The organism is Coleofasciculus chthonoplastes PCC 7420 (genome assembly GCF_000155555.1).
Taxonomy (GTDB): domain Bacteria; phylum Cyanobacteriota; class Cyanobacteriia; order Cyanobacteriales; family Coleofasciculaceae; genus Coleofasciculus; species Coleofasciculus chthonoplastes_A.
In genome coordinates, this window is record NZ_DS989845.1 from 80,522 (window position 1) to 104,952 (window position 24,431).

At 45.0% G+C, this 24,431-nt stretch carries 15 protein-coding genes; 3 read left to right on the plus strand and 12 right to left on the minus strand.

The genetic code is table 11. The annotated features are described in order from the left end of the window. Window positions 1–68: 68 nt before the first annotated feature. Both MC7420_RS07895 and MC7420_RS07900 read right to left on the minus strand, forming a co-directional pair. Window positions 69–3,554, minus strand: coding sequence for a WD40 domain-containing protein (locus tag MC7420_RS07895; protein WP_044205820.1), 3,486 nt, complete (start codon window positions 3,552–3,554; stop codon window positions 69–71). Window positions 3,555–3,744: 190 nt separating this feature from the next. Then, on the minus strand, window positions 3,745–4,221 hold the full coding sequence (locus tag MC7420_RS07900) for a helix-turn-helix domain-containing protein (RefSeq protein WP_157453087.1): 477 nt from the start codon (window positions 4,219–4,221) through the stop codon (window positions 3,745–3,747). A gap of 609 nt (window positions 4,222–4,830) precedes the next feature. Between MC7420_RS07900 and MC7420_RS34960 the strand changes: the two genes are divergently transcribed. Further along, window positions 4,831–7,170: a response regulator gene (locus MC7420_RS34960; RefSeq protein ID WP_006099821.1), complete on the plus strand. Its 2,340-nt coding sequence runs from the start codon at window positions 4,831–4,833 to the stop codon at window positions 7,168–7,170. Here the strand turns inward: MC7420_RS34960 and MC7420_RS07920 are convergent. The 3 genes from MC7420_RS07920 to MC7420_RS07930 form a co-directional block, all read right to left on the minus strand. Then, window positions 7,142–8,401 carry a sensor histidine kinase gene (locus tag MC7420_RS07920; RefSeq protein WP_006099951.1) on the minus strand — a complete coding sequence of 420 codons (1,260 nt, stop codon included), beginning with the start codon at window positions 8,399–8,401 and terminating at the stop codon, window positions 7,142–7,144. The two genes, MC7420_RS34960 and MC7420_RS07920, sit on opposite strands and share 29 nt — an antisense overlap. 67 nt (window positions 8,402–8,468) lie before the next feature. Continuing rightward, the gene (locus MC7420_RS34965) at window positions 8,469–12,500 is read right to left on the minus strand and encodes a response regulator (protein WP_052307441.1); all 4,032 of its coding nucleotides are present in this window, start codon (window positions 12,498–12,500) and stop codon (window positions 8,469–8,471) included. Between the two features lie 730 nt (window positions 12,501–13,230). Further along, complete coding sequence (locus MC7420_RS07930; RefSeq protein WP_006099751.1) at window positions 13,231–14,877, minus strand: CocE/NonD family hydrolase; 1,647 nt, start codon at window positions 14,875–14,877, stop codon at window positions 13,231–13,233. A 71-nt stretch (window positions 14,878–14,948) separates the two neighbouring features. Here MC7420_RS07930 and MC7420_RS07935 point away from each other — a divergent pair, with 71 nt between their 5' ends. Beyond that, a complete protein-coding gene (locus MC7420_RS07935; protein WP_006099846.1) occupies window positions 14,949–15,626 on the plus strand; it encodes a ThuA domain-containing protein in 678 nt (225 codons plus the stop codon). A gap of 291 nt (window positions 15,627–15,917) precedes the next feature. Here MC7420_RS07935 and MC7420_RS07940 read toward each other — a convergent pair whose 3' ends face one another. From MC7420_RS07940 to psaC, 4 genes are all read right to left on the minus strand, one after another. Next, a complete protein-coding gene (locus MC7420_RS07940) occupies window positions 15,918–16,370 on the minus strand; it encodes a cupin domain-containing protein (RefSeq protein ID WP_006099696.1) in 453 nt (150 codons plus the stop codon). 128 nt (window positions 16,371–16,498) lie between these two features. Continuing rightward, window positions 16,499–17,269, minus strand: coding sequence for a cysteine hydrolase family protein (locus tag MC7420_RS07945; RefSeq protein ID WP_044205982.1), 771 nt, complete (start codon window positions 17,267–17,269; stop codon window positions 16,499–16,501). Window positions 17,270–17,904: 635 nt separating this feature from the next. Continuing rightward, a complete protein-coding gene (gene glmS, locus MC7420_RS07950; RefSeq protein ID WP_006099613.1) occupies window positions 17,905–19,857 on the minus strand; it encodes a glutamine--fructose-6-phosphate transaminase (isomerizing) in 1,953 nt (650 codons plus the stop codon). A gap of 316 nt (window positions 19,858–20,173) precedes the next feature. Beyond that, the gene (psaC, locus tag MC7420_RS36660) at window positions 20,174–20,419 is read right to left on the minus strand and encodes a photosystem I iron-sulfur center protein PsaC (RefSeq protein ID WP_071777200.1); all 246 of its coding nucleotides are present in this window, start codon (window positions 20,417–20,419) and stop codon (window positions 20,174–20,176) included. Window positions 20,420–20,855: 436 nt separating this feature from the next. On the opposite strand from psaC, the gene MC7420_RS07955 reads away from it, so the two are divergent. Then, entirely contained in the window at window positions 20,856–21,161 is a 306-nt protein-coding gene (locus tag MC7420_RS07955) for a DUF3288 family protein (protein WP_006099781.1), read from the plus strand. Between the two features lie 133 nt (window positions 21,162–21,294). Here the strand turns inward: MC7420_RS07955 and MC7420_RS07960 are convergent, their stop codons facing one another. The 3 genes from MC7420_RS07960 to MC7420_RS07970 all read right to left on the minus strand — a co-directional run bounded on the left by MC7420_RS07960 (window position 21,295) and on the right by MC7420_RS07970 (window position 24,385). Further along, complete coding sequence (locus MC7420_RS07960; RefSeq protein ID WP_006099839.1) at window positions 21,295–22,023, minus strand: Uma2 family endonuclease; 729 nt, start codon at window positions 22,021–22,023, stop codon at window positions 21,295–21,297. A gap of 74 nt (window positions 22,024–22,097) precedes the next feature. Next, the gene (locus MC7420_RS07965) at window positions 22,098–23,507 is read right to left on the minus strand and encodes an MlaD family protein (protein ID WP_006099851.1); all 1,410 of its coding nucleotides are present in this window, start codon (window positions 23,505–23,507) and stop codon (window positions 22,098–22,100) included. Window positions 23,508–23,602: 95 nt separating this feature from the next. Next, window positions 23,603–24,385, minus strand: a complete 783-nt coding sequence (locus MC7420_RS07970; RefSeq protein WP_044205984.1) for an ABC transporter ATP-binding protein — start codon at window positions 24,383–24,385, stop codon at window positions 23,603–23,605. Between the last annotated feature and the right edge of the window lie 46 nt (window positions 24,386–24,431).

The window sequence follows — 24,431 nt, forward strand, 5'->3', positions numbered from 1 at the left end:
GTAGTAAGCGCTTTAGCGCTTCTGGCACTAAAGTGCCGACTACGAACCCAAAGTCAGCGGCATTCAGATTAACCCGGTGGACAAAGTTGTTGTTCTTTATCCGTAACTTGGGAATTCGTGCGAAGATAATCCTTAACCCAATCGCAAGCATAGTTTAACGCTTGCAGGTTTAAAATGTTGGCAATATTCCAAAACACCACCGCCTTATCATCTCCGGCTGAAGCCAACACCTGTCCATCGGGACGAAAGGCGAGGCTGCGAACCCCTGACGTATGACCGTTGAGGGTAGCTAATAATGTCCCATCCATCCTCCAGAGTTTCACCGTTTCATCAATGCTAGCCGTCGCTGCTAAAGCACCATCGGGACTAAACGCCACCCCCCAAACCGCCGCCTGATGTCCCGTTAAGGTTGTGACTAAAGTTCCATCCTTGCGCCAAATTTTCGCCGTTTTATCCCCACTCCCAGAGATCAGATAGTCCCCATCGGCACTAAATGCCACGCGCCACACGGCTGAATCATGGTTGAGTGTGTGCAGTAATTTGCCCTCTCGACTCCAGAGTTTTACCGTACTATCATTCCCAGCGGTGGCAAACTGACTGCCATCGGGACTATAGCGAATATCCCAAATCGGGGCGGAGTGACCTAACCAACCTGTCAGCTTTTTACCCTGGGTATTCCAGCGATAGATATGAGCCGAGGCGGTGGCTGAGACGATTTCCTCGCCACTGGGATGCCAATCAGCCCCCATGACCACCTCATCATGATCCTGAATCGTTTGTAAAATGGTTCCATCTAGCTGGCGAATTTCGATCGTCTGATCCATTCCCGTCGATAACACCAACTCTTGGGTTGGATGCAATGACAAATTCCTGACGACTGCCTGTTGAGAATCCAGAGATTTAATGGTTAAATCAGAGGTTGAAGTTAACACTAAATTATCTTGATCCCCAGTCGTCACTAAGCGTTGTCCATCATGGCTGTAAATCGCCTTTAATGCTTTTCCCCCCGCTCCGTGTACAGTTTGATGGAACGGATGGTGAATCTGCCACAGCAGAACTGTATTATCCGCGCCAGTTGACGCCAGCATCTTGCCATCGGGACTAAAGGCGACGCCCCAAATAGCGGATTGATGCCCTTTGAATGTGTTGAGTAACGTACCGTGACGAGTCCACAACGACAGGGTTTTGTCGTGGCTACCCGCCACAAAGGTTTGCCCATCGGGATTAAAATCTATATCTATAATGCCCGCACTATGATGAGTCAAGGTTTTCAGCAACTTACCATCCTTGCGCCATAGCTTAATCGTTTGATCTTGGCTACCTGTTACCAATCGTTCTCCATCGGGACTAAAGGCAAGCGCATTAATTTCCGCCTGATGAGCATTGATGATCTGTTGTCGTTGTTCATCTGGATGGAAAAGGGTTACGGTACCGTCATTTCCGCCGACGGCAACTTGATTCCCCTGGGGATTGTACTTCACCGATAATCCCCCGGATGACTTGATCTTGAGGTGTTCGATAGGAGTCCCATCAATTTGCCAAAATTCCATAATACTAGGACGCCCAACCGCCACCAAGGTTTGTCCATCGGGACTAAACGCTAAATCCCAGATTGCCTTTAAATGGGTTTTAATTGTGCGTTTTAATCTGCCAGAGGGAGTCCACAGGTGAATCTTGCCATCACCTGCCCCCGTCGCCAGGAATTGACCATCCGGGGTAAATTTGACCACTCGAATCGTCGCTTCATGTGCCTTAAATGTCGAGAGCAGCTTTCCGTCTCGATTCCACAATTTAAGCATCGTATCGACTCCCGCCGTGGCGATGGTTTGTCCATCGGGACTAATATCAACGGTGAGAACGGCTGCTTCATGTCCATCCAAACGGTTGCGCTGATGAATATTTAACACCACTCGTTCTAAAATTGCATCGGCTTGAGATTGCACGACAGGATTCACCCGTTGCCAGCCCTTGAGTTGCTGTTTGCCACGAATGGCTTGTAATAAGGCTTCAAAGGGTTGATCTGAGGCAAATAAGGCTTCAGCCGTTTGGATAATGGCTTCGGCTTCCCGCACCGATGCCCGACGATATTGATACCAAGCCAAAATTCCTAATCCAGCCGCAATCACTAAGGCACCGCTCACCCCTGCTAATAACAGGCGCTGTCGTTTCAAACTGCGTTGCTGTTCTTGGTTGCGCTGATGTTCAATAGCTAGACGGGCTTCCACTTCTTGGAGACGGGCGGCTTCCGCTTTGGCTAGGCTTTCTTGACGTTCTAAGGCTTGACTGGCGGATAGAAAACGGTAGTCTAAATCGCTGAGGCTTTGATTTTGCGCCCAGATTAGCATTTCTTGTAAGGCTTGTCCCCGTAATAACCAAGAGTCATCGCTACAGTTCGAGGCAACCCAGCCGTTTAAGGCTTGGGAATAGGGACGTAATTGATTAAATTGGGCTTGAATCCAGTCCTGATTAAAGATGGTTTGATAAATCGGGTTTTTGACCTGTAATTTTCCGTTTCGTTTCGCCACTAATCCCGATAGTCGTAATTCCGTTTGTTCGGGACTGTCATCACTAATAATGCCGTCTTGGTCTAAAATCTGTTGATATAAGCCTAATAAGCGTCCGGCGCGTTGTTCGTCATAGAGCAGACGATTGCGAATGGTGCGAAGATGTTCGGGATCATCTTGGGATTCCCAATGGTTAATAATCTGGGTTTTGACGATTTCTGCAATCCATTGGGCTTCTGTACCCGGAGGAAGACTCAGATTGGATTCGGTTGCCATTGTACTCAACTCAACTACCCGTTGACAGAGTTTTTGAGTTAATAAGGGTTGACCGCCACTCCAGTAGAGAATCGCGTTGAGAATTCCTTGGGGATTGGGTAGATAATCCGGGAAATATCGCAGCAGGGGATAGGCTTCTTCTAAGTGAAAATCATTTAAATCAATTGCCTGACCAATATTAAACGGGGTGCGAGTGCGATCGCGAATTAAATCTGATGGGGTGGCGACACCAAATAATGCCCAGGTTAACCGTTGATAGGTGGCTTGATTCTGGCGTAATTCGTGACAATACCGAATAAAGCCAAAGAAATCATTGACTGGAAAGGATAAGCTGAGAATTGTATCAATTTCATCGACAAAGATAAACAGTCGGGTTTGGGGGAGTTGGGCAAGCACTTCATCCATTAACAGCCCCAATTGTTGCACCATCGGCAAGGTTTCCCAGTCTTGCCAGCGTTTTTTGAGAGGAATGTTACCCAAAAGCCGAAGTTCGCTGACAATTGCCAACATAATGCCCCGATACCACTGCTGATGACTCACCTGTTCACTACCCAGTTGAGTCATATCTAGATAGACACAGCGATAGCCTTGTTCGTGTAACTGTTGCTGGATTCTGACTCGGAGGCTGGATTTGCCCATTTGTCGGGCATTGAAGACATAGCAGAATTCTCCCTGGAAGAGGGCATCATAGAGAATGCGATCGGCTCGACGCTCAATATAAGTAGCGTTATCTACAGTGAGACTTCCCCCCACCTGATAGGGATTATGACTCATATTCATGGATTTAGATATATTATTTTATTACTTTAGTTATTTTAAGCTGAAGGTAATAAAATAATAGTCAAAAACGGGAATAGGGAACACCTCGAATCTGAGCAAGTTGAGAAAAATAAAATAACTATGCCCTATTCCCTATCCTCAAAAATTTTAATCTGTTTTCATTATGAATCCCTCCAAAGAAAATTTACCTTTTATCTTTCTTCGCTTGTCGCCAGTAAACTCGGCTCTCCCTCAAAATTTTATAATAACTTTCTTTAGATTTAAAGACAACATTATAGTTATCCTTTAAATACCTTTTTAATGCCGATACATTACAGTTGATTGAGCGATTTATCCACCGATAAATTTCGGCTTTTTGTGTAGGCGTTAGATAACCTTTTGACCCCTTGTATTGAAGTTTAATCCCGTCGAGTCCTCTGGCAGTGTATTGTCTTTGAGATTTAGCGATAAAACCAATAGAGACTCCTAGTTTATTGACTATTTCTTGGTAGCTGATTCCTAATAATCTCAGTTTTACTGCTTCAGCCCTTTTGCATTCTCTCACATCTTGACTTTTAAAGATAAAGTCGTTCAATTGATTGATTCTTTCTGTTTTAGTAACGTGACTCGTATATTGAAATTTCTGTTGGTGTTTTACTGGAATAGAAAAATTAAGCTTCATGACAAATTGCAAGGCTAGGTGAAATTGTTCGATAGTATTTAGTAAGCCCCTTTGAGCGGTTAATTTTATTTAATTAATGCACACATTTCTGTATTTCTGTCCCAATCGGAACAGAAACATACCTTTAACCTTGATTCAAAGGGAATTAAACTGTGTTCACACAGACCCCATCCGACTACTTCATCCGAAAGGGGTATTCAATACAAAGCAAGCAATTGGAAGTGATAATGTAATAGTTAGTTACCCTTTCAGTATCCAGACAACGATCGAGCTAATTATTGGTGTCGTCTGGATAGTCAGCCTGAATTTTAAGGCTGATACTTTTAATCTGCTATACGTCTATCAATGTATCATGTTCGATTCCGATGAAAAAGTCAGAAAGGTAAGGTATTTATTTCAATGAAGGTCAGAAATGTCATATTTTGAGGTCATTATTTTTATTTTGACAACTTTGGCGAATTGCTATAAGCTAAATAAATTAGGTTATATTTATTATTCCCATAGTTGCCAGAGTTCTTTTCGTCGCAAGTCCATATTGTTTGGTATTCAGAAAAGCCAAATACAATCAAATGCAACAAACAGTTGGCGGCAAATACTCAAAACAGGTTCATGACTATCAATGCAACTAGCCAATATTTTCCGAGACAGGTAAAAATTTTGCTGATTGACGATAGGGTCGAAAATCTGAAACCGATTTCAGACTGTTTACAAAATACTGGCTATGAGGTGCGAATCGCCAAGAGTGGTATCAAAGGCTTGAAACTTTTAGAACAGCTAACTCCAGATCTGATAATACTGGATGTCATAATGCCAGAAATGGATGGATTTGAAACTTGCCGTCATCTCAAAACCTGGGAGAAAACCAAAGATATCCCGGTCATTTTTATGACCGCAGCAATGGATACATCGAATTCTGAGGCGAAAGTCAAAGGCTTATCGTTAGGGGCGGTTGATTACATCACTAAACCGATTCAAGTCGATGAGGTATTAGCCCGGATTAAGACTCACCTGCATCTCCGTTTCTTAACCTTGCAACTGCAACAACAGAATATCCGACTGCAACAAGAAATTCGCGATCGCCAACAAGCCGAAGCAGCGTTAGCGGCACAAACGCGACGGTTAGCCTTGCGTTCCGATATCGGATTAGCCTTAAGTCAGGAAACTGAGTTATCGGCGATGCTGTTTCGCTGTACTCAAGCCTTAGTTGAACATTTAGATATCAAATTTGCCCAAATTTGGACGCTAAACTCACAGGACAATATCCTGGAGTTGCAAGCTTCAGCAGGATTATACACCCATACTGACGGGACTCACGCTCAAGTCTCAGTGGGTGATTCAATCATTGGTTACATTGCCAGTCAACGCCAACCTTACCTGAGTAATGATATCGCTAATGATCCCAACATCAGTGATCCCGAATGGGCAAGACGGGAAGGAACAGTATCCTTTGCAGGTTATCCCCTGATTGTGGAAGCGGAACTTGTGGGCGTGATGGTACTGTTTTCCCGTCATCCTTTCAGTCAAACCACCCTGGATACCTTAGCCTCTATTACCAATGAAATCGCGGTGGGAATTGAACGCCAACAACTTGAACAAGCCTTGCAAGAGTCCCAGCGCTGGTTAAAGGCAATTAATGAGGCGAATCCGAATATTATCTATGTTCATGATTGGGTAGAAAGACGCAATGTCTATACCAATCGAGAAATCTATGAAATTTTAGGCTATACCCCCGCAGAAATTCAAGACATGGGGAACCAAGTTCTCTCGATGCTGATGCACCCGGATGATTTGGACATCATTTGGGATCATCAACGCCGGATTAAATATGCCCAGATCGGTGATGTGTTTGAGTTAGAGTATCGGATGCGCCACAAAAATGGGGAATGGCGTTGGTTATTTTCCCAAGAAACGGTGTTTAAACAGAATACAGACGGGACAACTCGACAAACCCTAGGTGCAGCGATTGATATTAGCGATCGCAAACAAATCGAACTTGCATTACGACAATCAGAAACCCGAGAACGACAAAAAGCCCAGGCGCTACAAGCAACCCTAAAAAAATTAAAACGCACCCAAGCCCAGCTAATCCAAACCGAGAAAATGTCTAGTTTAGGACGAATCGTTGGAGGGATCGCCCATGAAATTAACAACCCCGCTAATTTTATCTACGGCAATATTACCTATGCCCGCGCCTATTTCCAAGATCTATTAAAACTTGTACAACTGTACCAAAAAACCTATCCCGAACCCACGGCGGAGATTCATCAACTGAGTAAGGAAATTGATTTAGAGTTTCTGGTTGAAGATTGGCATAAGCTGATCCAATCTATGGAAATTGGCATTGTACGCATCGAGAAAATTGTGCGATCGCTTAAAAGCTTTGCCAAATTGGATGAAGCCCATTTAAAACCCGTTGATATTCATGAATGTATTGACAATACCCTATTTATCTTACAGTCTAGACTTAGATCTGAAGGCAATCGCCCAGAAATTAAGGTTATTAAGCATTATGGTCAACTTCCGCCAGTTACGTGTTATGCCAGTCTGCTAAACCAGGTCTTTTTCAATCTCTTCGATAATGCAATTGAAGCCTTAGACTATCAACCAGTCACTCGGTCAATTACTATCAAAACTGAACTCTCTACTCCTAACTCTACACTGCCTCAATCTATCATTATTCAGATTAAAGATAACGGAATTGGTATGAGTGACAAGGTACGTCAGCATATCTTTGAGCCGTTTTTCACCACAAAACCTGTAGGAAAAGGCACGGGGTTAGGATTAGCTGTAAGTCATCAGATTGTAGTTGAAAAACATAAGGGCGAAATTAGCTGTAGTTCGGCTTTAGGTCAAGGTAGTGAATTTATTATTAAAATCCCTAGAATACTAACAACAAAAAAAGACACGTTAGTGCAAAGCGTTAATCGGCATTTAATAAACACTTTTTAAACGGAAGTTTAATAATCATCTCCGTCCCGACATTCGGTTGAGACATACACTCCAATTCACCGCCATGTTGCTTCACCACGATTTGATGGGCAATGGATAGCCCTAATCCTCTGCCTTGACCGACAGGTTTGGTAGTAAAAAAGGGATCAAATATTCGAGGTTTTACACTGTCGGATATGCCAATTCCATTATCAATAATGCAAATAATTACTTGATAGTTATTGTGCCGCGTTGTTTTAACGTTAATTGTTGGCATAGGTTTGGATGAAGCTGACTCTTTTTCTTGAGAGATTTCCAAAGCATCAATAGCATTATTAATAAGGTGTAGAAAAACTTGATTCAGTTGTCCTGGAAAGCATTCAAATGGGGGCAAATCTCCGTAGTCTTTGATGATTTGAATCCCCGGCTGTCCGGCGGAAGTGGATAAGCGGTGTTGGACTAGAAAAAGAGCGCTTTCTATTCCTTCATGAAGATCTACGGGTTTCCGTTCAGCTTCATCGAGCCGGGAAAATTTCCGCAAGGATAACACCAGTTCTCGCAAGCGTTCAGTGCCAACTTTCATCGAAACCAATACTTTGGGAAAATCTTGGCTCAAAAAGTCAAGATTTACATGGGTTATTTTGTTTTGTAGATGAGGGCTAGGATTGGGATACTCCTGTTGATAGCATTCAACTAGATCTAACAAATCTTGGCTATAATCCTCAATGTGGGATAAGTTGCCATGAATGAAGGTAACGGGGTTATTAATTTCATGAGCAATTCCAGCGATCATCTGACCCAAGCTGGACATTTTTTCACTCTGAATTAATTGAGATTGAGTTTGCTTGAGATGGTGGAGGGCTTGTGAGAGTTGTTGGTTTAATTGACGCAGCCGCAATCCCGAACGAACCCTGGCTTGCAATTCACTGGGTTCAATGGGTTTTGAGAGAAAATCATCCGCCCCCGAATCTAACCCTTGGACGCGATCGGCAACTTGTTCACGGATCGTGATTAGAATTAAAAAAATGGTGGCTAATTGTGGATCTGCCTTGATCCGACGGCACAGTTCTAAGCCATCGAGTTTTGGCATCATCCAATCGCAGATGATTAAATCAGGTTGAAATTCTTGGGTTTTTTGGAGTGCCGCTTCTCCATCATCCGCTAGCAGAACGTCATGACCTTCACTCTCTAACAACTCTTGGAGAATGATTTGGACGGTTATATCATCATCAACAGCGAGGATTTTTGCCATGGTTATTTGTTAGGGAATGGGCAATGGGCAATGGGCAATAGGGAATAGGGAATAGGGAACAGGGAATTCATGATGAACCATTCATGTTACGGATGTATTCGCAAACTGTAGTCAGTTGTTGTTCTAACTCGCCAACGTTTTCTTTGATCGCGGCTAGAGAACCGGAACGTCCATGGTTTTCGACTTGGGCGGCTAATTCTGCGATCGCCTTCATGCCTAAATTGGCGCTTGATCCTCTCAACCGATGGGCTTTCGCATAGATTTGTTCATAGTCTTCAGCCGCAATTCCGGTTTGGATATCTTTTAGATCGGCTTCAGCATGTTCGATAAAAGCGTGCAAAAGTCGTTCTTGAGCCGATTTTTTACCGAGGGTGACACGCTGGAGGTGTTCCCAGTTAATTGGGGAAGTGTTGAGGGTTGAGTTAATGTCTTCCTTTCCCTCTGTTATCTGCCCTTTGTCCTCTGCCTTCTCGTTTCCTTCTTTCATCTGCCCTTTGTCCTCTGCCTTCATAGAGTCGTCTGCCATTTGCCCTTTGTCTTGATCCTGTCTAATCTGGGTTGCCCAATACTCCAATCGTTCGCTCAACATTTCCTCATCAACAGGTTTACTGATATAGTCATCCATACCAACTGCCGAACATCGTTCTCGGTCTTCAGGAAACGCATGAGCGGTTAGAGCAATAATAACCGGATGAGTGCTGCCGTAACGCTCAATCAATTTAGTTGTAGTCGCATAGCCATCCAGAACAGGCATCTGACAGTCCATGAGAATGATATCGTAGGAATTTTGCTCGACTAATTCCAGGACAACTTGACCATTGGGGGCGCAGTCGGCTTCATAACCTAACATCTGTAACTGATTGAGAATAACTTGTTGATTGATGGGATGATCTTCAGCTAAGAGGATATTCAGAGGAGTCGCAGGTTGTTTATGAGGAAAATCTCCAGTCGTTGTATGTTGGGCTAGTTCTTCCTCCTGCTGTTCTTTAATCATTTCGGGTGCTACAGCCGCCATTAAACTATCAAATAGCCGTGAAGCTCTCACTGGCTTGAGCAAATAACTCGCCGCTCCCACAGATAGTAATTGTTCGACTTGATCCCGTTGATTCATCGGCGTCATTACCACAGCTTTGGTGTGGCTCAACGCTGAATCAGAGCGAATGGTTTTAATCAGGGACCCATCCTCGATTTGGGGCAGTTGCCAATCACAGATCACCACATCATAAGGCTGGTCAAGACTAGCCGCTTGGCGCAGGGCATCTAGGGACAGTTCTGCGGAGTTGGCTTCATCAATCCCAATTCCCCAGGTATTGACTAAGTAACGCACCGACTGGCGGGTGGTGCGACTTTCGGAAACAACCAACAGTTTCAGATGAGTGAGGGCAAAGGGAGTGGTGGGGGATTCAGCGTTCGTTTGGGTGTCAAATTTTGCCGTAAACCAGAACGTGGAACCTTTACCCACCTGACTTTCCACGCCGATTTCGCCGCCCATCAAATCGACCAACTGTTTGCAGATAGCTAGCCCTAAGCCTGTGCCACCATATTGACGAGTGGTGGAGTTATCAACTTGGGAAAAGGATTGGAAAAGTTTTTCTTGCCCTTCCGGGGAAATGCCCACTCCTGTATCGGACACGGCAAAGTGGAGGGTGGCATTTTTGGAGGTAGCAGTTTCTAACGTGACATGGATAACCACTTCCCCTTGGGGTGTAAATTTGATCGCATTGTTCGCCAGATTTAACAGAACCTGTCGCAGTCTAGCCGGATCACCTTTGAGTTGTCGGGGGACTTTGCGGTCAACTAAGGTTGCCAATTCTAGGTTCTTCGCTTCGGCTTGAGTAGCTAGCACATCAAGAACCGATTCGATGCAGCCATCCAGGTCAAACTCAATGGTTTCAAGTTCCATTTCTCCAGCTTCTAGTTTGGAGAAATCCAGGATATCGTTGATGATGGTCAGTAAATGGTCAGCACTACGGCGAATCGTTTGGGCATAGTCTCGCTGTCGAGACGTGAGTTGAGTCTGTAATAGGAGTCCCACCATGCCCAAGACGCCATTCATTGGAGTGCGAATTTCATGACTCATGTTCGCCAGAAACTTGGACTTAAACCGTACCGCTTCCAGTGCTGCTTCTCTGGCTTCGACTAATTCGTTAATCTGGTCGGTGGCAATGACAATCCCACCAACTTGACCATTGGAAGTATACCAAGGGTTAATTGCCCAGCGCATGTAAACGATAGAACCATCACTACGTTCCCAGATATCTTCTGGGTTGGTGATCACTTGCCCGGTGAGTGCCCGTTGATGAATCTGTTTCCAGTGTTCCGGTACATCTGGGATGACGTCGTAATGGCAGCGACCAATGATGGATTCTCCCTCAAGCCCTTGCACCGTGAGCCACTTTTGGGAATGAGCCATATAGCGCATTTCGTTATCAAACATTGCCATTGCCATCGGCGCACTGGCAATGACTTGTTGCAGTTGTCGGCGCTCTCGCTCTAATGAGTTTAAGGTATTGTCGAGGAGTTGGATTTGCTCTTGGGTTTGAGCGTAGAGATGGGATTGGGTGCAAGCACTGGCAATTTGTTTAGAAATCGCTTCTAAGAGTTCGATGTCGCTGGGACTCCACGACCAACTGGTGGTGTGGATACAGATTAAATAGCCCAAGGGTCCGGTTTGAGGACGGATGGGAATCGCTGAATAGTGACCATTTTCCAGGATATAGGTTTCCTCTGAAGAGGTAGCAGGATGAGACGAGAAAGGGTTATCTGGGGTGTTTTCTAACCCTGAATTATCAGATTGACCATTGATCGTGGATACTTTGAAATTAACGGTCTCACCCTTGCGTAACTGAGTTTCTAAGTTACCGGACGTCGCTATCTTTAACTGTCTACATTCGCTCGATAAACCCTCCTCCGTGTACATATATGCAATTCTTAATGTCTGATTGTCGAGCAACCACCCGAAAATGACTCGTTCTAACCCCAGCAGCGATGTCAATTCTTCTAAAGTAGCGGGTAAGGTGCGATCCAGGTCGAGTGAGGAATGAATGCGATTAGTCAAACGGTTGAGCAATGCTTCTTTGGCGGCTTTAGCCCGTGTCATCTCAAAGAGTTTCACCTGTCGCCTGATGAAAAATATGGCAACGAACAAGAGGGCAACCAGAACGATAGCCAGCAAGTTGAGTGACCAGATTGGACTTTCTATTTTCTCATCGTTCATGACTAAGGCAATCGACCAGTTTGCCTCTTCTAGGTGGACATACGCCACGTAAACGGATTCCCCGAACAGGTTTGCCTGTTGGATTCCCTGTTCTTTGTTCACCATCTGGCTAGCGATCGCGGCTAGATCCGGTTCGGTTGACTCCAGTAAACTGGAATCAGGTTTTCTTTCAGTTCCTAAGGGTTTTTCCTCTGGATAAACAATCGGCACGCCTCTAGAGTTGAGGGCAAAGGCATAGCTACCCTTGCCATGGGATATGTTTTCGACAACTTCTTCCACGCGCTCCATCGAGATCGCACCAACCGTTGCCCCAATGGGTCGAGGAGGTTGGGGGGGAAGTGCTAGAATCGGCGCGGCAATGGCAATAATCGGTAATTCGGTCGCCCGACTGATTAGGGGATCAGAGACATAGACTTTTCCCGCCATCGCCTGTTGGAAATGTTGGCGATCTTGAACATTTCCCTCTCCTTCATTGCTGCTTTGAAAGGTTCCATCCGCCCTGATCAAGGCAAAGGAGGTAAAATTCCGGCTGCGTTGGACTTCTCGTTGCAAGTACGGTTTAATTTGCGACCAATCCATCGATCGCAGAATTGGGGTACTGGCTATCGTTTCGACTTCCGCCTTGCGCGTGGCTAGCCAGCGATCGATTTCACTGGCTTCGGCTTGCACTGAATTGAGCGCGTTTTGCTTGATGTTTTCTAGGATTAGCTGGCGCACTCCAAAATAGCTGACTGTGGCGACAGCGCCAATCGCCACCGTGGTTAGACCCACTACCACCCAAACTAGAAAATGACGGGGACGCCAAGACTTATGAGGTTGTGCCAACGGTTGCTGGTCATTATCTTGGGAGGTCGTTTCTAGAAAGGGTGGTTGGTTCATCATTGGTCAAACGTCAAAACTATTGACTGGGTTTAGCTTGGGGGAAGGGTTGGTCAAGTTACACCCTGCTGAAGGAGGTGTTTTCATCGTCAGCAATTGACTAGAGTTCTCAGCAAGTTGAGGATAGTCTAGGTAAAGGTGTTTGAGCCTCGGTTGTTCTCGATGATCCTTTAGTTCTAGTTTTCTTGTATCACATCCGTGTTAGACCTTGAGCGCTAGCCATTGAGCTAGGCGCTGTTTGTCGTCGGCGCTTGATTTGCCACGATAAGCTTTGATGCTAATTGTCGGTTATAGGTGCAGTCCTTGCCCTTGGGCTACTAATTTGATAGTCAGACTCGTTCGGAAATTTATCTGGATTAACGCAAAAACGACAGGAGTGCAGGCTTTATGTCAGGATCTTAGCTTTGTAAAAGTTCTCGCTAGATAGATAGTAGAGTTAAACCAAACATCTAAAGGAACTCGATCACTTCTCTCATTGTACCTAGTTTTTTATCCTTATCAGCAACTGATTTAAGCCTCCCTTTATCTGGATTATTTATCTCATTTTTAATTGTATAAGGTATAATATTAGCTTGGTGCTGAGTATTTATACTCTTTAACGCTTAAAAGCCAGAATAGGCAACAGCTTAAGACAGGTTTAAGAGTTGAGAGTCTAGAGCGTAGAATCCTTTCTGATGGCTGATTTTCATTCTTTCCTTGTCCAATCAATCAAGCCAAATGTCATAAGATAAACTTAAGTTATTGGTAACAAAACCTTTGATATCAAGTTTCCACCACAATTCACCGTAAGTGTAATGATTTGAGCCTCCATCAAGGACATTGCAGCAGACGATACGCCTGTTCCCGGATTCACGGGATACGCTGGAAAACAAGCAGCGCTTAGACTCAGACGCAATCTATTTCCGTTGGCAATTTTAATACAAGTCGGCTGGAGTTCAATCCTAACAGGTTTTGTTTCTTGACCCAGACTTACAGTCGCATACCCCTGAGTGAAATTATAAACGATCTCATTCGGAAAGACTTCCGATAACACGGCACAGAGATCAAAACTCAATTGCTCAGCATGGCAGAAAACCTCTACCGCGACATCCCCCATTAGAGATAAATCGTCAGCAAACGGGGCTGAAGTATACGTTAAAACATCAGTGCGGCTATCAAGAGTAGAACGATCAAAGGAACCCGCAGGTATTGCTGCATGACCCCCTAAGGCAGGAACCGGACGCCAGGGATCATGAACAAAAACATCAGTTGCAGCCGATAATACAGACAATGGATCAGATGATTCCGATTGAGGGATGAGAGTCCCAGAATCGTTTCGCACACTAGCTAAACCCGTGCTGGAAAGACAATAGGATTTCTGATTATCTGACAACCACGTATCAAAATAACGCCATTGATTACTGCCCATTTCAAATAAATAGACAGGCGGTTGATGCAACAATTCGCTATCAATTCCCTTAAGAAACTGATCAAACCAACGCACTTGTAACCTATCCACAGAACTTACCGCCTCTGTGCCATAATCTCTTGCGCCGACTTTCCGTCCCCAAGGCAGATGCGCCCAGGGTCCGACAATCAAATGCTGGGGAAATTTACTCCGATTTGCCATGTCTTTATAGAGGCGCAGATTACCTCGCAGATAGGGATCAAACCAACCGCCAATATGCAGCATCGGCAAATCCACACCGTCGAGGTTAGGTGAGAATTTTTGCCAATAATCTCCGGGTTCAGGATGATTTAGCCATTCATAGTAAAACGAATTTGGCGCGTATTTGTTTAAACTCTCAATAAATTTGGAGGATGGATTATAAAAAGGCAAATCGCGAGAGGCAGTATAGAGAATTTGATAGGCAATAGCATCACCCTTTAATCGGGCAGTTTCGGCAGCTAATTGCACCGCCCAGCCTAAATTGGCTTGTAAACAAAATGCCCCATTTTCATACGCCCAATCTGCATATAAATCATACGCCATCATCGCCGGACAAATGGTTTTCAACGCGGGCAGATTTGCCGATGCTGCATACAGTTGAGTCATCCCCTGATAGGAAAAGCCATACATACCCACTTGTCCATTGCTACCGGGTAACTGTGACACCCAGTTAACGGTATCAATACCATCAGCAACTTCGTGGACAAATAGCTGAAACTCGCCCCCAGAGGTTCCCCGTCCTCGCACATCCTGAATCACGACGATATACCCCTGGGCGGCATACCAAGTGGGATGGGCATAGACTACCGTAGACGCGATCGCCCTTCCGTAAGGTTGTCGCATCAGGAGTACAGGTAAGTCTGTATCAGTATCAGGATAGTAAATATCAGCATCTAGACGAATTCCATCGCGGGTTAACATGGATGCTGTTTGTTTATTAATTTTGGTCATTGGTCATTTGTTATTTGTCATTTGTTATTTGTTATTGGCATAATTAAAACAAAGAATGGTTTATTTATAATATGACAGCCAATCCTCGCGTTACGGTTTGGAATGAGTATCAAGTGGAAAAACAACAACCTGAGGTTGCCAAGATTTATCCTGATGGAATTCATTACGCGATCGCGCAACATTTGCAATCCTCTGGATTAACGGTTAAAACTGCCACATTAGACCAACCTGATCATGGATTAACTGATGCTATCCTCAACCAAACCGATATTTTAATCTGGTGGGGACACATTGCCCATGACCAAGTACAAGACACTATCGTCGATAAAGTCCATCAGCGCGTTTTGTCTGGCATGGGTCTAATTGTATTGCATTCGGGTCACTTTTCCAAAATTTTTAAACGGCTGATGGGTACGTCATGTAGTCTAAAATGGCGCAACAATGGCGAAAAAGAACGACTTTGGGTTCTTGATCCATCCCATCCTATTGCAGCAGGTTTAGACGACTCGTTTGAACTGGCGGCTGAGGAAATGTATGGCGAGTTTTTTGATATCCCTAACCCCGATAGTTTAGTCTTTATCAGTTGGTTTGAGGGGGGTGAAGTCTTTCGCAGTGGCTGTTGTTTTCACCGAGGTCGAGGTAAAGTTTTTTACTTTCGTCCTGGTGACGAAGCTTATCCCACCTATTATCAGCCTAATGTATTGCGCGTTATTACCAATTCCATTTACTGGGCAAGTCCTTTAAATTAGTTGATTGTTGATTGTTGAACTCGTCACTTTGTTCGAGGACAGGTTTTTCTGTAGGGGCGGGTTTAGGACATTTCGTTTCGCCATTGATGATAACCTTTATTAAAAACCCGCCCTGATTCTGGGTTTCAATCTCTTAAGCTGTCATGCATTTAAATTGGGTATTAGTAGCGAGCAAGATGCTCGCACTACAAGGCTTTCGCCATTACTGATATTAAGGTTTAAATGCCGAACAGCTTACAAGTACAAAATGACGAACGAATGATAATCTCCGTCGTTCACGTTTTTATTTATTTAACACGGAACCACCGCATCAGTACGTCCCAAGACGCGAAAATCTTCCTCATCCAAATTAACAGGTGTACCGCTGCGAATCAGTTCAACAAAATCTTCATTAGGAACCATAAAACATAACGCATATAAACGACCAGAACCTGTATTTATAATTTCATGAATACCCGTTGGTGGCACTAATAAACTATCTCCTGCCCGAAATGGCACATTTTTGCCATCACAACGGGCAATTCCTTCCCCTTTGAGGATAAAAAACATTTCTACAGCAATCTGATGACGATTCGGGGGAGTTTTGCCGCCTTGATCAAAAATCTCCACACAAACAGTTAATGATGAATCCGCGATCGCGGGATCGAAGATAATAGCTAAACGGTTGCTATCCTGGGGACTAATGCGATAGGCTTGGTAGTCCTTAGGGGATTTCATAACGGGAATCATACACCGGGATTCCATAGGTTGTTTCTCCTGAAATTCATCATTTGTCATTTGTCATTCGTTTTTGATGCAAACCGTTGATAGCGGCTAACTTTCCCCATTTTCCTTGTCTACCCTGCCTCTGTGTCCTCTGCATTCTGATTTTTTTACGCTTTTAAAGCTTTAATAAGTAATTGGGAATCGCTAGTAAACCCAAAACACTGATTAACATTATAAATCGTGGCTTTAAAGCAGTAATCAGGAGACGTTGTTGCCGCACAATCTTTGAGTAGCACGCAATCATATCCCAGGAAGTTAGCATCTTGTAATGTTGCCATGACACATTGATCAATGTTGACACCCGCAAAGAAAAGAGTGGTTTTGCCCATATTGCGTAAAATACTGTCTAAGGCAGTGTCCCAGAAACCACTCATGCGATATTTGTCAATATAAATATCTTCGGGTTCGTGGTTTAATCCATCTACAATTGCCGCTGCCCAACTGTCTTTGGTTAGCACTTTTGCCCCATTTTTAGGCAAGGGATCACCGAGTCCAATTCCTGCACCTGTAGGATCATAAACATGACGCAATCCAGCACTAATATTGAGTAAGTCGGGACGATTTCCCCAGTTCACCCAAATCACAGGAACGTTGACATCTCGTAACTGGGGAAGCAAGCTTGTCAGGGATGCAATTGGGCTGCGGGCGGGGGTTACGTCTACGCCAATATGGGCTAACCAGCCATCGGGATGACAGAAGTCATTTTGCATGTCGATGATTAGGATGGCAGATTTGACTAAATCCAGGCGCAGGCTTTTGGTTTCAGTGGTAAGGGTAATTGGGTGAGGGGTTAGGGAGGGGCGAGTCAAATCCGCGATCGCATCATTCACTCCCCAAGCATTGGGGGCTACACCTAATGTCCGTAACGGTTGATTCATGGCAGTAATGATAGACATGCCAATAATTGTACTCAGGATTGCGCGGCTGACCAGACATAAGCCAAAATAGAAGAATGCGATCAGTAAGGCATTTCTAATGCGATCGCGCTTCGCCAGGGGACATACCATTAAAGTGAATAGCACTGACTTTAGAGTTTATAGTAAGCGCTAAAGTGCTTCTGGCACGCTTCGTGCCTACTACGAACAAAGTATTGATTTATCAAGTTTTATCCGTGAGTTTTACTAGGTTTAATCGGGTTTCAGATCAATTTGAGCGATATTTATGAAAACGTCAATTTTGCCGATAGTGAGGAATAGAAGTATCGTGGCGAAATGTCATGCTGAACGGAGCGACAGCGGAGTGAAGCATCTCGACCTAAGTAGTAGAACGGTCAACAACCCCACCCACAAGGGGATGGGGCTTGTAACTAGGCGAAGTGACCTTCGCCCATTGTGCTTTGAGTCGGGTCGCCCTCTACTCAACCGGAAAGAGGGCGGGTTTAATTAAGTTATTAGTTTTTGCTGGCATGTTATCGGTGAAACCCGCCCCGGAAAGACGTGCCATGATACGTCTCGACATCTGTATAATAAGCTGTTCGGCATTTCTTTTTACTCTAGAACATAACGTTTGGCACTTATTCCACCGTGACTGATTTTGCTAAATTCCGAGGCTGATCCACATCTAAACCCCGTCGCGCCGCAATATGATATGCCAAAAGTTGTAAAGGCATCACGGCTAAAATTGGAGACAGTAATTCTTCAACAACGGGTACCGATAATAAAATATCAAATGTTTGAGCCGCTTCTGGATCATGCATCGGTGTCACGCCAATTAATCGCGCATCTCGCGCCTTGGCTTCTTGGGCATTAGATAGCACCTTTTCATACACAGTACCCGGCATTGCGATCGCCACCACGGGAACTTTAGAATCTAATAGGGCAATGGGTCCGTGTTTCATCTCCCCCGCTGGATACCCTTCGGCGTGAATATAGCTGACTTCCTTAAGCTTCAACGCCCCTTCTAAGGCAATGGGGAAATTAATCCCACGCCCCAAAAAGATGAAATCTTGGGTTTCGTCAAACTCATGGGCTAATTCTTCCAGATAATGTTCCTGACGCGATAACACCAACTCAATCTGGGAGGGAAGTTGACGCAACCCAGCAATAATTTCGGCAATCCGTGACGGGGGTAGGGTTTGGCGTTGATAGGCTAAATCCAGGGCTAAACAGTAAAATACCACCAATTGAGTAACAAAGGTTTTCGTTGCCGCAACACCAATTTCCATTCCCGCAAACGTCTCAATAATATGCGGGACTAAATGCGCCAGAGAACTCTCGGAACGATTGGTAATCCCCACCAGTCGCGGCTGATACTCTTGTCCTAAACCGATACGCCGTCGTTTTTCCATCTCCAACGCCGCTAAGGTATCAGCAGTTTCTCCCGATTGAGTGACGCCAATGGTGAGGGTATTGCGCGTCAAGGGTGAGGGGGCATAGCGGAATTCTGAGGCATATTGTACCATCGTGGGAATTCCAGCGAGTTGTTCGATCAGGTATTTCCCGACAAGACTGGCGTGCCAACTGGTACCACATGCCAATATCTGGACGTGTTCTAAGTTTTCATACAACGACTCAGGAAGTCCCAATTGTATTGGCGTGGTTATGGATGGGGTGTCTCCGGCGACTGGGTTTTGATCAGGTATCGCGCTACTGCTATCATTTTCTCCCGCAGACCAATCACTGCTAATATAAGCTTCTAAACAGGTTCGCACTACACCCGGTTGCTCAAAAATTTCTTTGAGCATGAAATGACGGAATCCCTGTTTCTCGACTTGTACGGGATTCCAGTTGAGGGTGCGGGGGAATTTGCGAAGACGTTCCCCGTTAAAGTTATAGACTTCTGCCCCTAGGGGGGTTAACCGTGCCAGTTCCCCATTCTCTAGGTTCAACACCGCATGAGTGTGGGGGACAAGGGCGGGAGTATCGGAGGCACAGAAGAATTCCCCTTGACCAAATCCCAGGATCAAAGGAGCCTGTTGTCGTGCGACAATCAGTTCATCGGGATAGTCAGCACAAATAATCGCGATCGCAAACGCACCATGGAGTTGATTCACCGCTTGGCGCACGGCGTCTAAAAAGGCATTCGGGTGTTGAAAATCTGGGGTTGAGGGTTCGGGGAGACACTCGGCAATTAGGTGGGGAATCACTTCAGTATCGGTATCAGAACGGAATTCATGTCCCCGTTTTTTCAAGTCTTCCCGTAATTCCCGATAGTTTTCCACGATGCCATTTTGCACCACCGCCACGCGCTGATGGGTGTCGGTATGGGGATGGGCATTATATTCTTCAGGTTTCCCGTGAGTTGCCCAACGGGTATGTCCAATACCGAGTCGGGCTTGGTTATCGGTACGTTCCAGTTTTTCTCGTAAATTGTAGAGTTTGCCTTTAGCGCGAACGCACTGAATTTCCCCTTCCCAAACGGTGGCAATTCCGGCAGAATCATAGCCTCGATATTCGAGTCGTTCTAACCCTGCCATTAAAATATCTGTTGCTGGTTGCGTGCCGATATAACCAACGATTCCACACATTGAACCGCTCCCTCCTCAAACATGATGCCTTCAACATCTTATGCGATATAAGTCCCTGGGCATAAATTCTGTCCGCTGTACTAAGAAATGTTAAGGAGCCGCTTAATCCTTACTGTTCCTTGTTTCCTATTCCCTCATCTCAGCTTGAAGGGACACGACATGTCGTGTCCCTTCTAAATTTGCCTTTTTGTATTCAAATTTACTGAAAAATTGGCAATTTCTGAGTAAGGACACAGCAGCATTACCATGCAAGCCACAGCTCGAATACCAATGCCCCTGTATCCCTACAATGGTATAGATTGGTTTCAAGACACCGTTAGTAGGCAAGACCCATACTGCGGGTGGTTTCAGCGCCAAGATAAACCCGAACGCTCAAGAAATCGGTCGGACAAGCGGTTTCGCAGCGCTTGCAACCGATACAATCTTCAGTACGTGGAGACGAGGCAATCTGACTAGCTTTACAGCCATCCCAGGGTACCATCTCCAACACATCGAGGGGACAAGCCCGTACACATTGGGTGCAACCGATGCAAGTGTCGTAAATTTTGACGCTATGAGACATAGAATAACGACTCCAAACGAGAATTATCGGTGATTGATTTAGATATCCTCCCCACGCTAACCCTAATTAGGGATAGTCAGGGATTCTAATGGCATACTGTTTACCTGATGACTCAGGTAAGGTGGTCACAGTCCCAACTTTTGACAAGCCCCCGTTATCCCTTATTCAAGTTAACGGTAGGTTCTGTGACAGTACGCAATCTATTATTGCAGATGGATCTGCTCACACACGGGCGATCGCTCTCGCCGTCTAATCAACGATTATGACAGGAGTATTCTCGCCGATCGCAGTAAGACAGACGATGGATTAAGGCTTAGTGTACCGCAGCGATCTCATCTGTTTGAGCATTAAGTTACAGAACTTCAAACTCTGTAACATTTGCGGGTAATTTAAAGCGGACATATAAAGAATAACGGCAAAAAAGTCAAGTACAATTATGTCATCAATCTTAGAAAACAAAGACCAACAACATCCCCAAGAAAAGAGCGATCGCGCCCTAGTGGATCGTCTCTTGGAAATCAAAGCAGATCCGACGGATTATCAGTTGACGGAATTGGCGCGATTACGGATTCGCTATTCTCGATTTCCTGGCGCTAGAGAGATTCAACAGGGGCTTGAACGGATTCTCCAGCAGTGGAGTTTGACCGAAGACAGGTTATTTGAGTTAACCCGTCAAATCCACAGCCAGGGTCACGTTTACAAGCAACCTAAATCAGTAGAGACTCCAGATGACTGGAGTTAAGTCGGTGGAGAGAATAAACGTTATAGCAACCGCCATAGTGGTTAGGACACATCATTTATGTTCCAGACGTTGCATGCAAAGTCTCTACTGGTTTAGCCTTTAATCTTGTGGCAAGCTAACCTCTACCCTCTTCCTAAACCTGCGAATTTCCCTCAGGGTTTATGTTTGCTTCTCGCAATAATTGTTCTAATCGATTGGCACGTTCAATTGCATTTGCCTTAGCCTGACGTTCTTGTTGCAGTTGTTCTTGTGCCGTTAACAGTCTCTCCTCTGGATTCAAATATCGCTCTCCTTGGTCATCATACCAATATAACCATTCTCGAGTAATTCCTTGGTAGGTTCCTTCCTCTCGACCAATGCCTAAATTCAGTTCAGATAACCAAACGGGTTCACCTTCTAATAATTGATAGTCTCCAGCTTCTAGCTTGTACACTTCTAAACGAGGTTTTCGTTTTCGGAATGGATTATAGATAATATAGTACCGAACACCTAGTTTAATATAATCTTTTTTCTTCTGCGTATATTCTCCGCGTCTCGTTTGCGATACAACTTCTAACACCATAATGGGAATTTTTTGTTCTTCCCATATTACGTAAGATAAACGCAAATCTGAATCAATAATTCGTGGAACTCCTAGACTCAAAAAAGCATCAGGAACAATGGCTGCTTCATCGGGAGCATAATAAATTCCCATGTCAATTCCCAAAAACCAATCCATCCTTTCTGACCAAATTAATGCTAAAATCGCTTTGAGTAGGCTAGGTACTAAATTTTGTAATTCGTTGTCCACTGCTTTATCATCAGAATCAGGTAAGTCTTCAGCAGAAGGTAAACATTGTTTAGGATTGTAGTTAACTAACATATTGTCTCAAATAATTTAGCGTTGTCCTAACTAAAGCTGGTAAATATCCTGGATTACCCTGGGTTATCCTCACCCTACTGGCTATCAGTATCCGCCACTGACTTTTTAGGAATTGGCGGCATTTTTTTCAGGATATGGTGATGGTGATTCAGTCGATGTTTAGACTTAGTTAACTCCTCATCAATAGATTGTGGATTAAGCTCACGGGATTTATCCACGACCTGAACCGCCGCCGTTGTAATTTCAGCACTGGCGGCTTCGACAACTTGTGCCACCTCAATTTGTTGTTCCAATTGTTCCGTGGAAGAAACAAGTTCACTAAGTCCATTGACTAACTCTTTGAGATTTTGACGGAACGCCGGATCACCCGTTAAATCTTCCAAATCTGATGTAATCTTTTGCGTATTTTCAAAGGTTACCCGTGCTGAATCTAATAGCTGTTGCAATACGATAGCAGTGCTGGGACTGTCCAGGGAATTGGATATATCGCGTAAGTCAGCAGATAACTCAGCCGCATTAGCGGAAAGGGCAACTAAATTTTCGGAGGCGGTTTCGACGTTTTCAATGATGGTGCTGACATCCGCTTGATCAACTTGAGTATTCACTAAATCAATCGTCGTGTTGACATTTTCTAGGGTTGGTCTCAAATCGCTTAACAGAACGCCCAACTGCTCGCTGGTTTGACCCACACTGGTTAACGTTCCGACTAAAACTGCTCGATTTCTGGTGACTAAATCATTTGTTGAGGCAATTAATCGATTGAGTTGCACAGCTGTCTGACTAAATTGATCCGCTGTATCGCCAATGCGTTGAGTTGTCTGGGTAGCCGCTGTGGTAATCGCATCAGACGCCTGAGAAAATCCGCCGACTTCTTGACGCACGGAACGCGATAATAAGGATAATTCACCCGCAAGTTGAGCGATACCACTGGCGGCGAGGGAGGCATTTTGGGCGAGAGAGTTGATGTTATTAAAAAATAGCGGATCGGTATAGATGGTGGTTAAGCGCTCAGTATTGCGGAGAAGTTCAATAAAGCTAACCCCAATCTCACCCTCAATCTGCTCACCACTACAAATAATCACATCCGAATTGCATTCAGACTTCAGAGGGTTCATCGACTGAATATTCGAGGACACTTCCCGAAGTGGGGTAATATCTACCGAGGTTTCGCCAATTAAACCCGATTGATTGGCTTCAATGGCAACATCTTCTGGGATCACTAAGTCTTCTGATGCAATTTCGATAGTGACATCAACACCGTTGGTTGTGGCTTCAATATCAGTAATGTTGCCCACATCAACCCCGCGATAGCGCACGGTGGCTCCTTCTTTCATCCCAGCGACGTTAGGAAAGTTGACGACAAAGCTGTAACTGCGATTGCCAAACTTCAAACCCCGAATCCAAATCGCCAAGCCAGCAAACACGGCGAGTCCAACTAGAATTAATAAGCCAACGGAGCCTTCTCGAATGGTTCGCGATCGCATGGTTTCTCCTCACTGTACCCTTAAGTGGTGAATTGACGGGCATTTGCCTGGATAGACGACAATGACAAAAGACCGATCAAGCCCTTTCTCCCATCCTAACCAACCACCTGAATTGGTCCGCTGGTACTGGCACTGAAAAATTGTCGCACCAGAGGATTATCGGTTGTATCAATCTCGCCGATAGGACCTTGCCACTGTACCTTGCCTTTGTAGAGAAACACAACTCGGTCAGCAGTACGGCGAATTGTACTATCTTGGTGAGTGACCATTACATAAGTCTTACATCCGCCTTCAACACATTGCAGTTGACGAACTAAATCTTCAATCACAGTAGACGCGATCGGGTCAAGTCCAGCCGTGGGTTCGTCGTAAAGTAAAATTTCCGGGTTGTCTTGGGGATTATCCGGGTTAGTCATAATCGCCCGGGCAAAACTCACTCGCCGACGCATCCCGCCTGAGAGTTCCGCCGGATACTGATCAGCAATTCCAGGTAACCCCACCATCTCTAGCTTTTCATCTACTAATTCCCGAATGCGCTCCTCAGACAGTTTAGAATGCTGGTAAAGAAAAAATCCCACATTTTCACGGATGCTGAGGGAGTCAAACAGAGCAGACTGCTGGAACACCATACCGATGCCAATGGGGTCTTTGGCATCTTCAATTAAACCCGAACGCTTTTGTCCTTGCACATAGATTTCACCCCCATCCAGTGGCATTAGACCCGCCATCATGCGTAGAATCGTAGACTTACCCGTCCCAGAGGGTCCAATGATACCTAAGGCTTCGCCCTGATAAATCGTCAGATCAACATTATCCAGGATGACGTTACCCCCAAAGGACTTGGAGACTCCCTTTAGTTCAATCAGTGGTTCTTTCATATTGGTTAAGGGGAGTTGGGGAAGCAATGTTCCAGTGGTCTCCCCC

What these genes read in the sequence shown, in the direction of transcription:
- MC7420_RS07895 (WP_044205820.1), bottom strand. Translation starts at nt 3,554, where the DNA reads ATGAGTCATAATCCCTATCAGGTGGGGGGAAGTCTCACTGTAGATAAC.
- MC7420_RS07900 (WP_157453087.1), bottom strand. Translation starts at nt 4,221, where the DNA reads ATGAAGCTTAATTTTTCTATTCCAGTAAAACACCAACAGAAATTTCAA.
- MC7420_RS34960 (WP_006099821.1), top strand. Translation starts at nt 4,831, where the DNA reads ATGACTATCAATGCAACTAGCCAATATTTTCCGAGACAGGTAAAAATT.
- MC7420_RS07920 (WP_006099951.1), bottom strand. Translation starts at nt 8,401, where the DNA reads ATGGCAAAAATCCTCGCTGTTGATGATGATATAACCGTCCAAATCATT.
- MC7420_RS34965 (WP_052307441.1), bottom strand. Translation starts at nt 12,500, where the DNA reads ATGATGAACCAACCACCCTTTCTAGAAACGACCTCCCAAGATAATGAC.
- MC7420_RS07930 (WP_006099751.1), bottom strand. Translation starts at nt 14,877, where the DNA reads ATGACCAAAATTAATAAACAAACAGCATCCATGTTAACCCGCGATGGA.
- MC7420_RS07935 (WP_006099846.1), top strand. Translation starts at nt 14,949, where the DNA reads ATGACAGCCAATCCTCGCGTTACGGTTTGGAATGAGTATCAAGTGGAA.
- MC7420_RS07940 (WP_006099696.1), bottom strand. Translation starts at nt 16,370, where the DNA reads ATGGAATCCCGGTGTATGATTCCCGTTATGAAATCCCCTAAGGACTAC.
- MC7420_RS07945 (WP_044205982.1), bottom strand. Translation starts at nt 17,269, where the DNA reads ATGAATCAACCGTTACGGACATTAGGTGTAGCCCCCAATGCTTGGGGA.
- glmS (WP_006099613.1), bottom strand. Translation starts at nt 19,857, where the DNA reads ATGTGTGGAATCGTTGGTTATATCGGCACGCAACCAGCAACAGATATT.
- psaC (WP_071777200.1), bottom strand. Translation starts at nt 20,419, where the DNA reads ATGTCTCATAGCGTCAAAATTTACGACACTTGCATCGGTTGCACCCAA.
- MC7420_RS07955 (WP_006099781.1), top strand. Translation starts at nt 20,856, where the DNA reads ATGTCATCAATCTTAGAAAACAAAGACCAACAACATCCCCAAGAAAAG.
- MC7420_RS07960 (WP_006099839.1), bottom strand. Translation starts at nt 22,023, where the DNA reads ATGTTAGTTAACTACAATCCTAAACAATGTTTACCTTCTGCTGAAGAC.
- MC7420_RS07965 (WP_006099851.1), bottom strand. Translation starts at nt 23,507, where the DNA reads ATGCGATCGCGAACCATTCGAGAAGGCTCCGTTGGCTTATTAATTCTA.
- MC7420_RS07970 (WP_044205984.1), bottom strand. Translation starts at nt 24,385, where the DNA reads ATGAAAGAACCACTGATTGAACTAAAGGGAGTCTCCAAGTCCTTTGGG.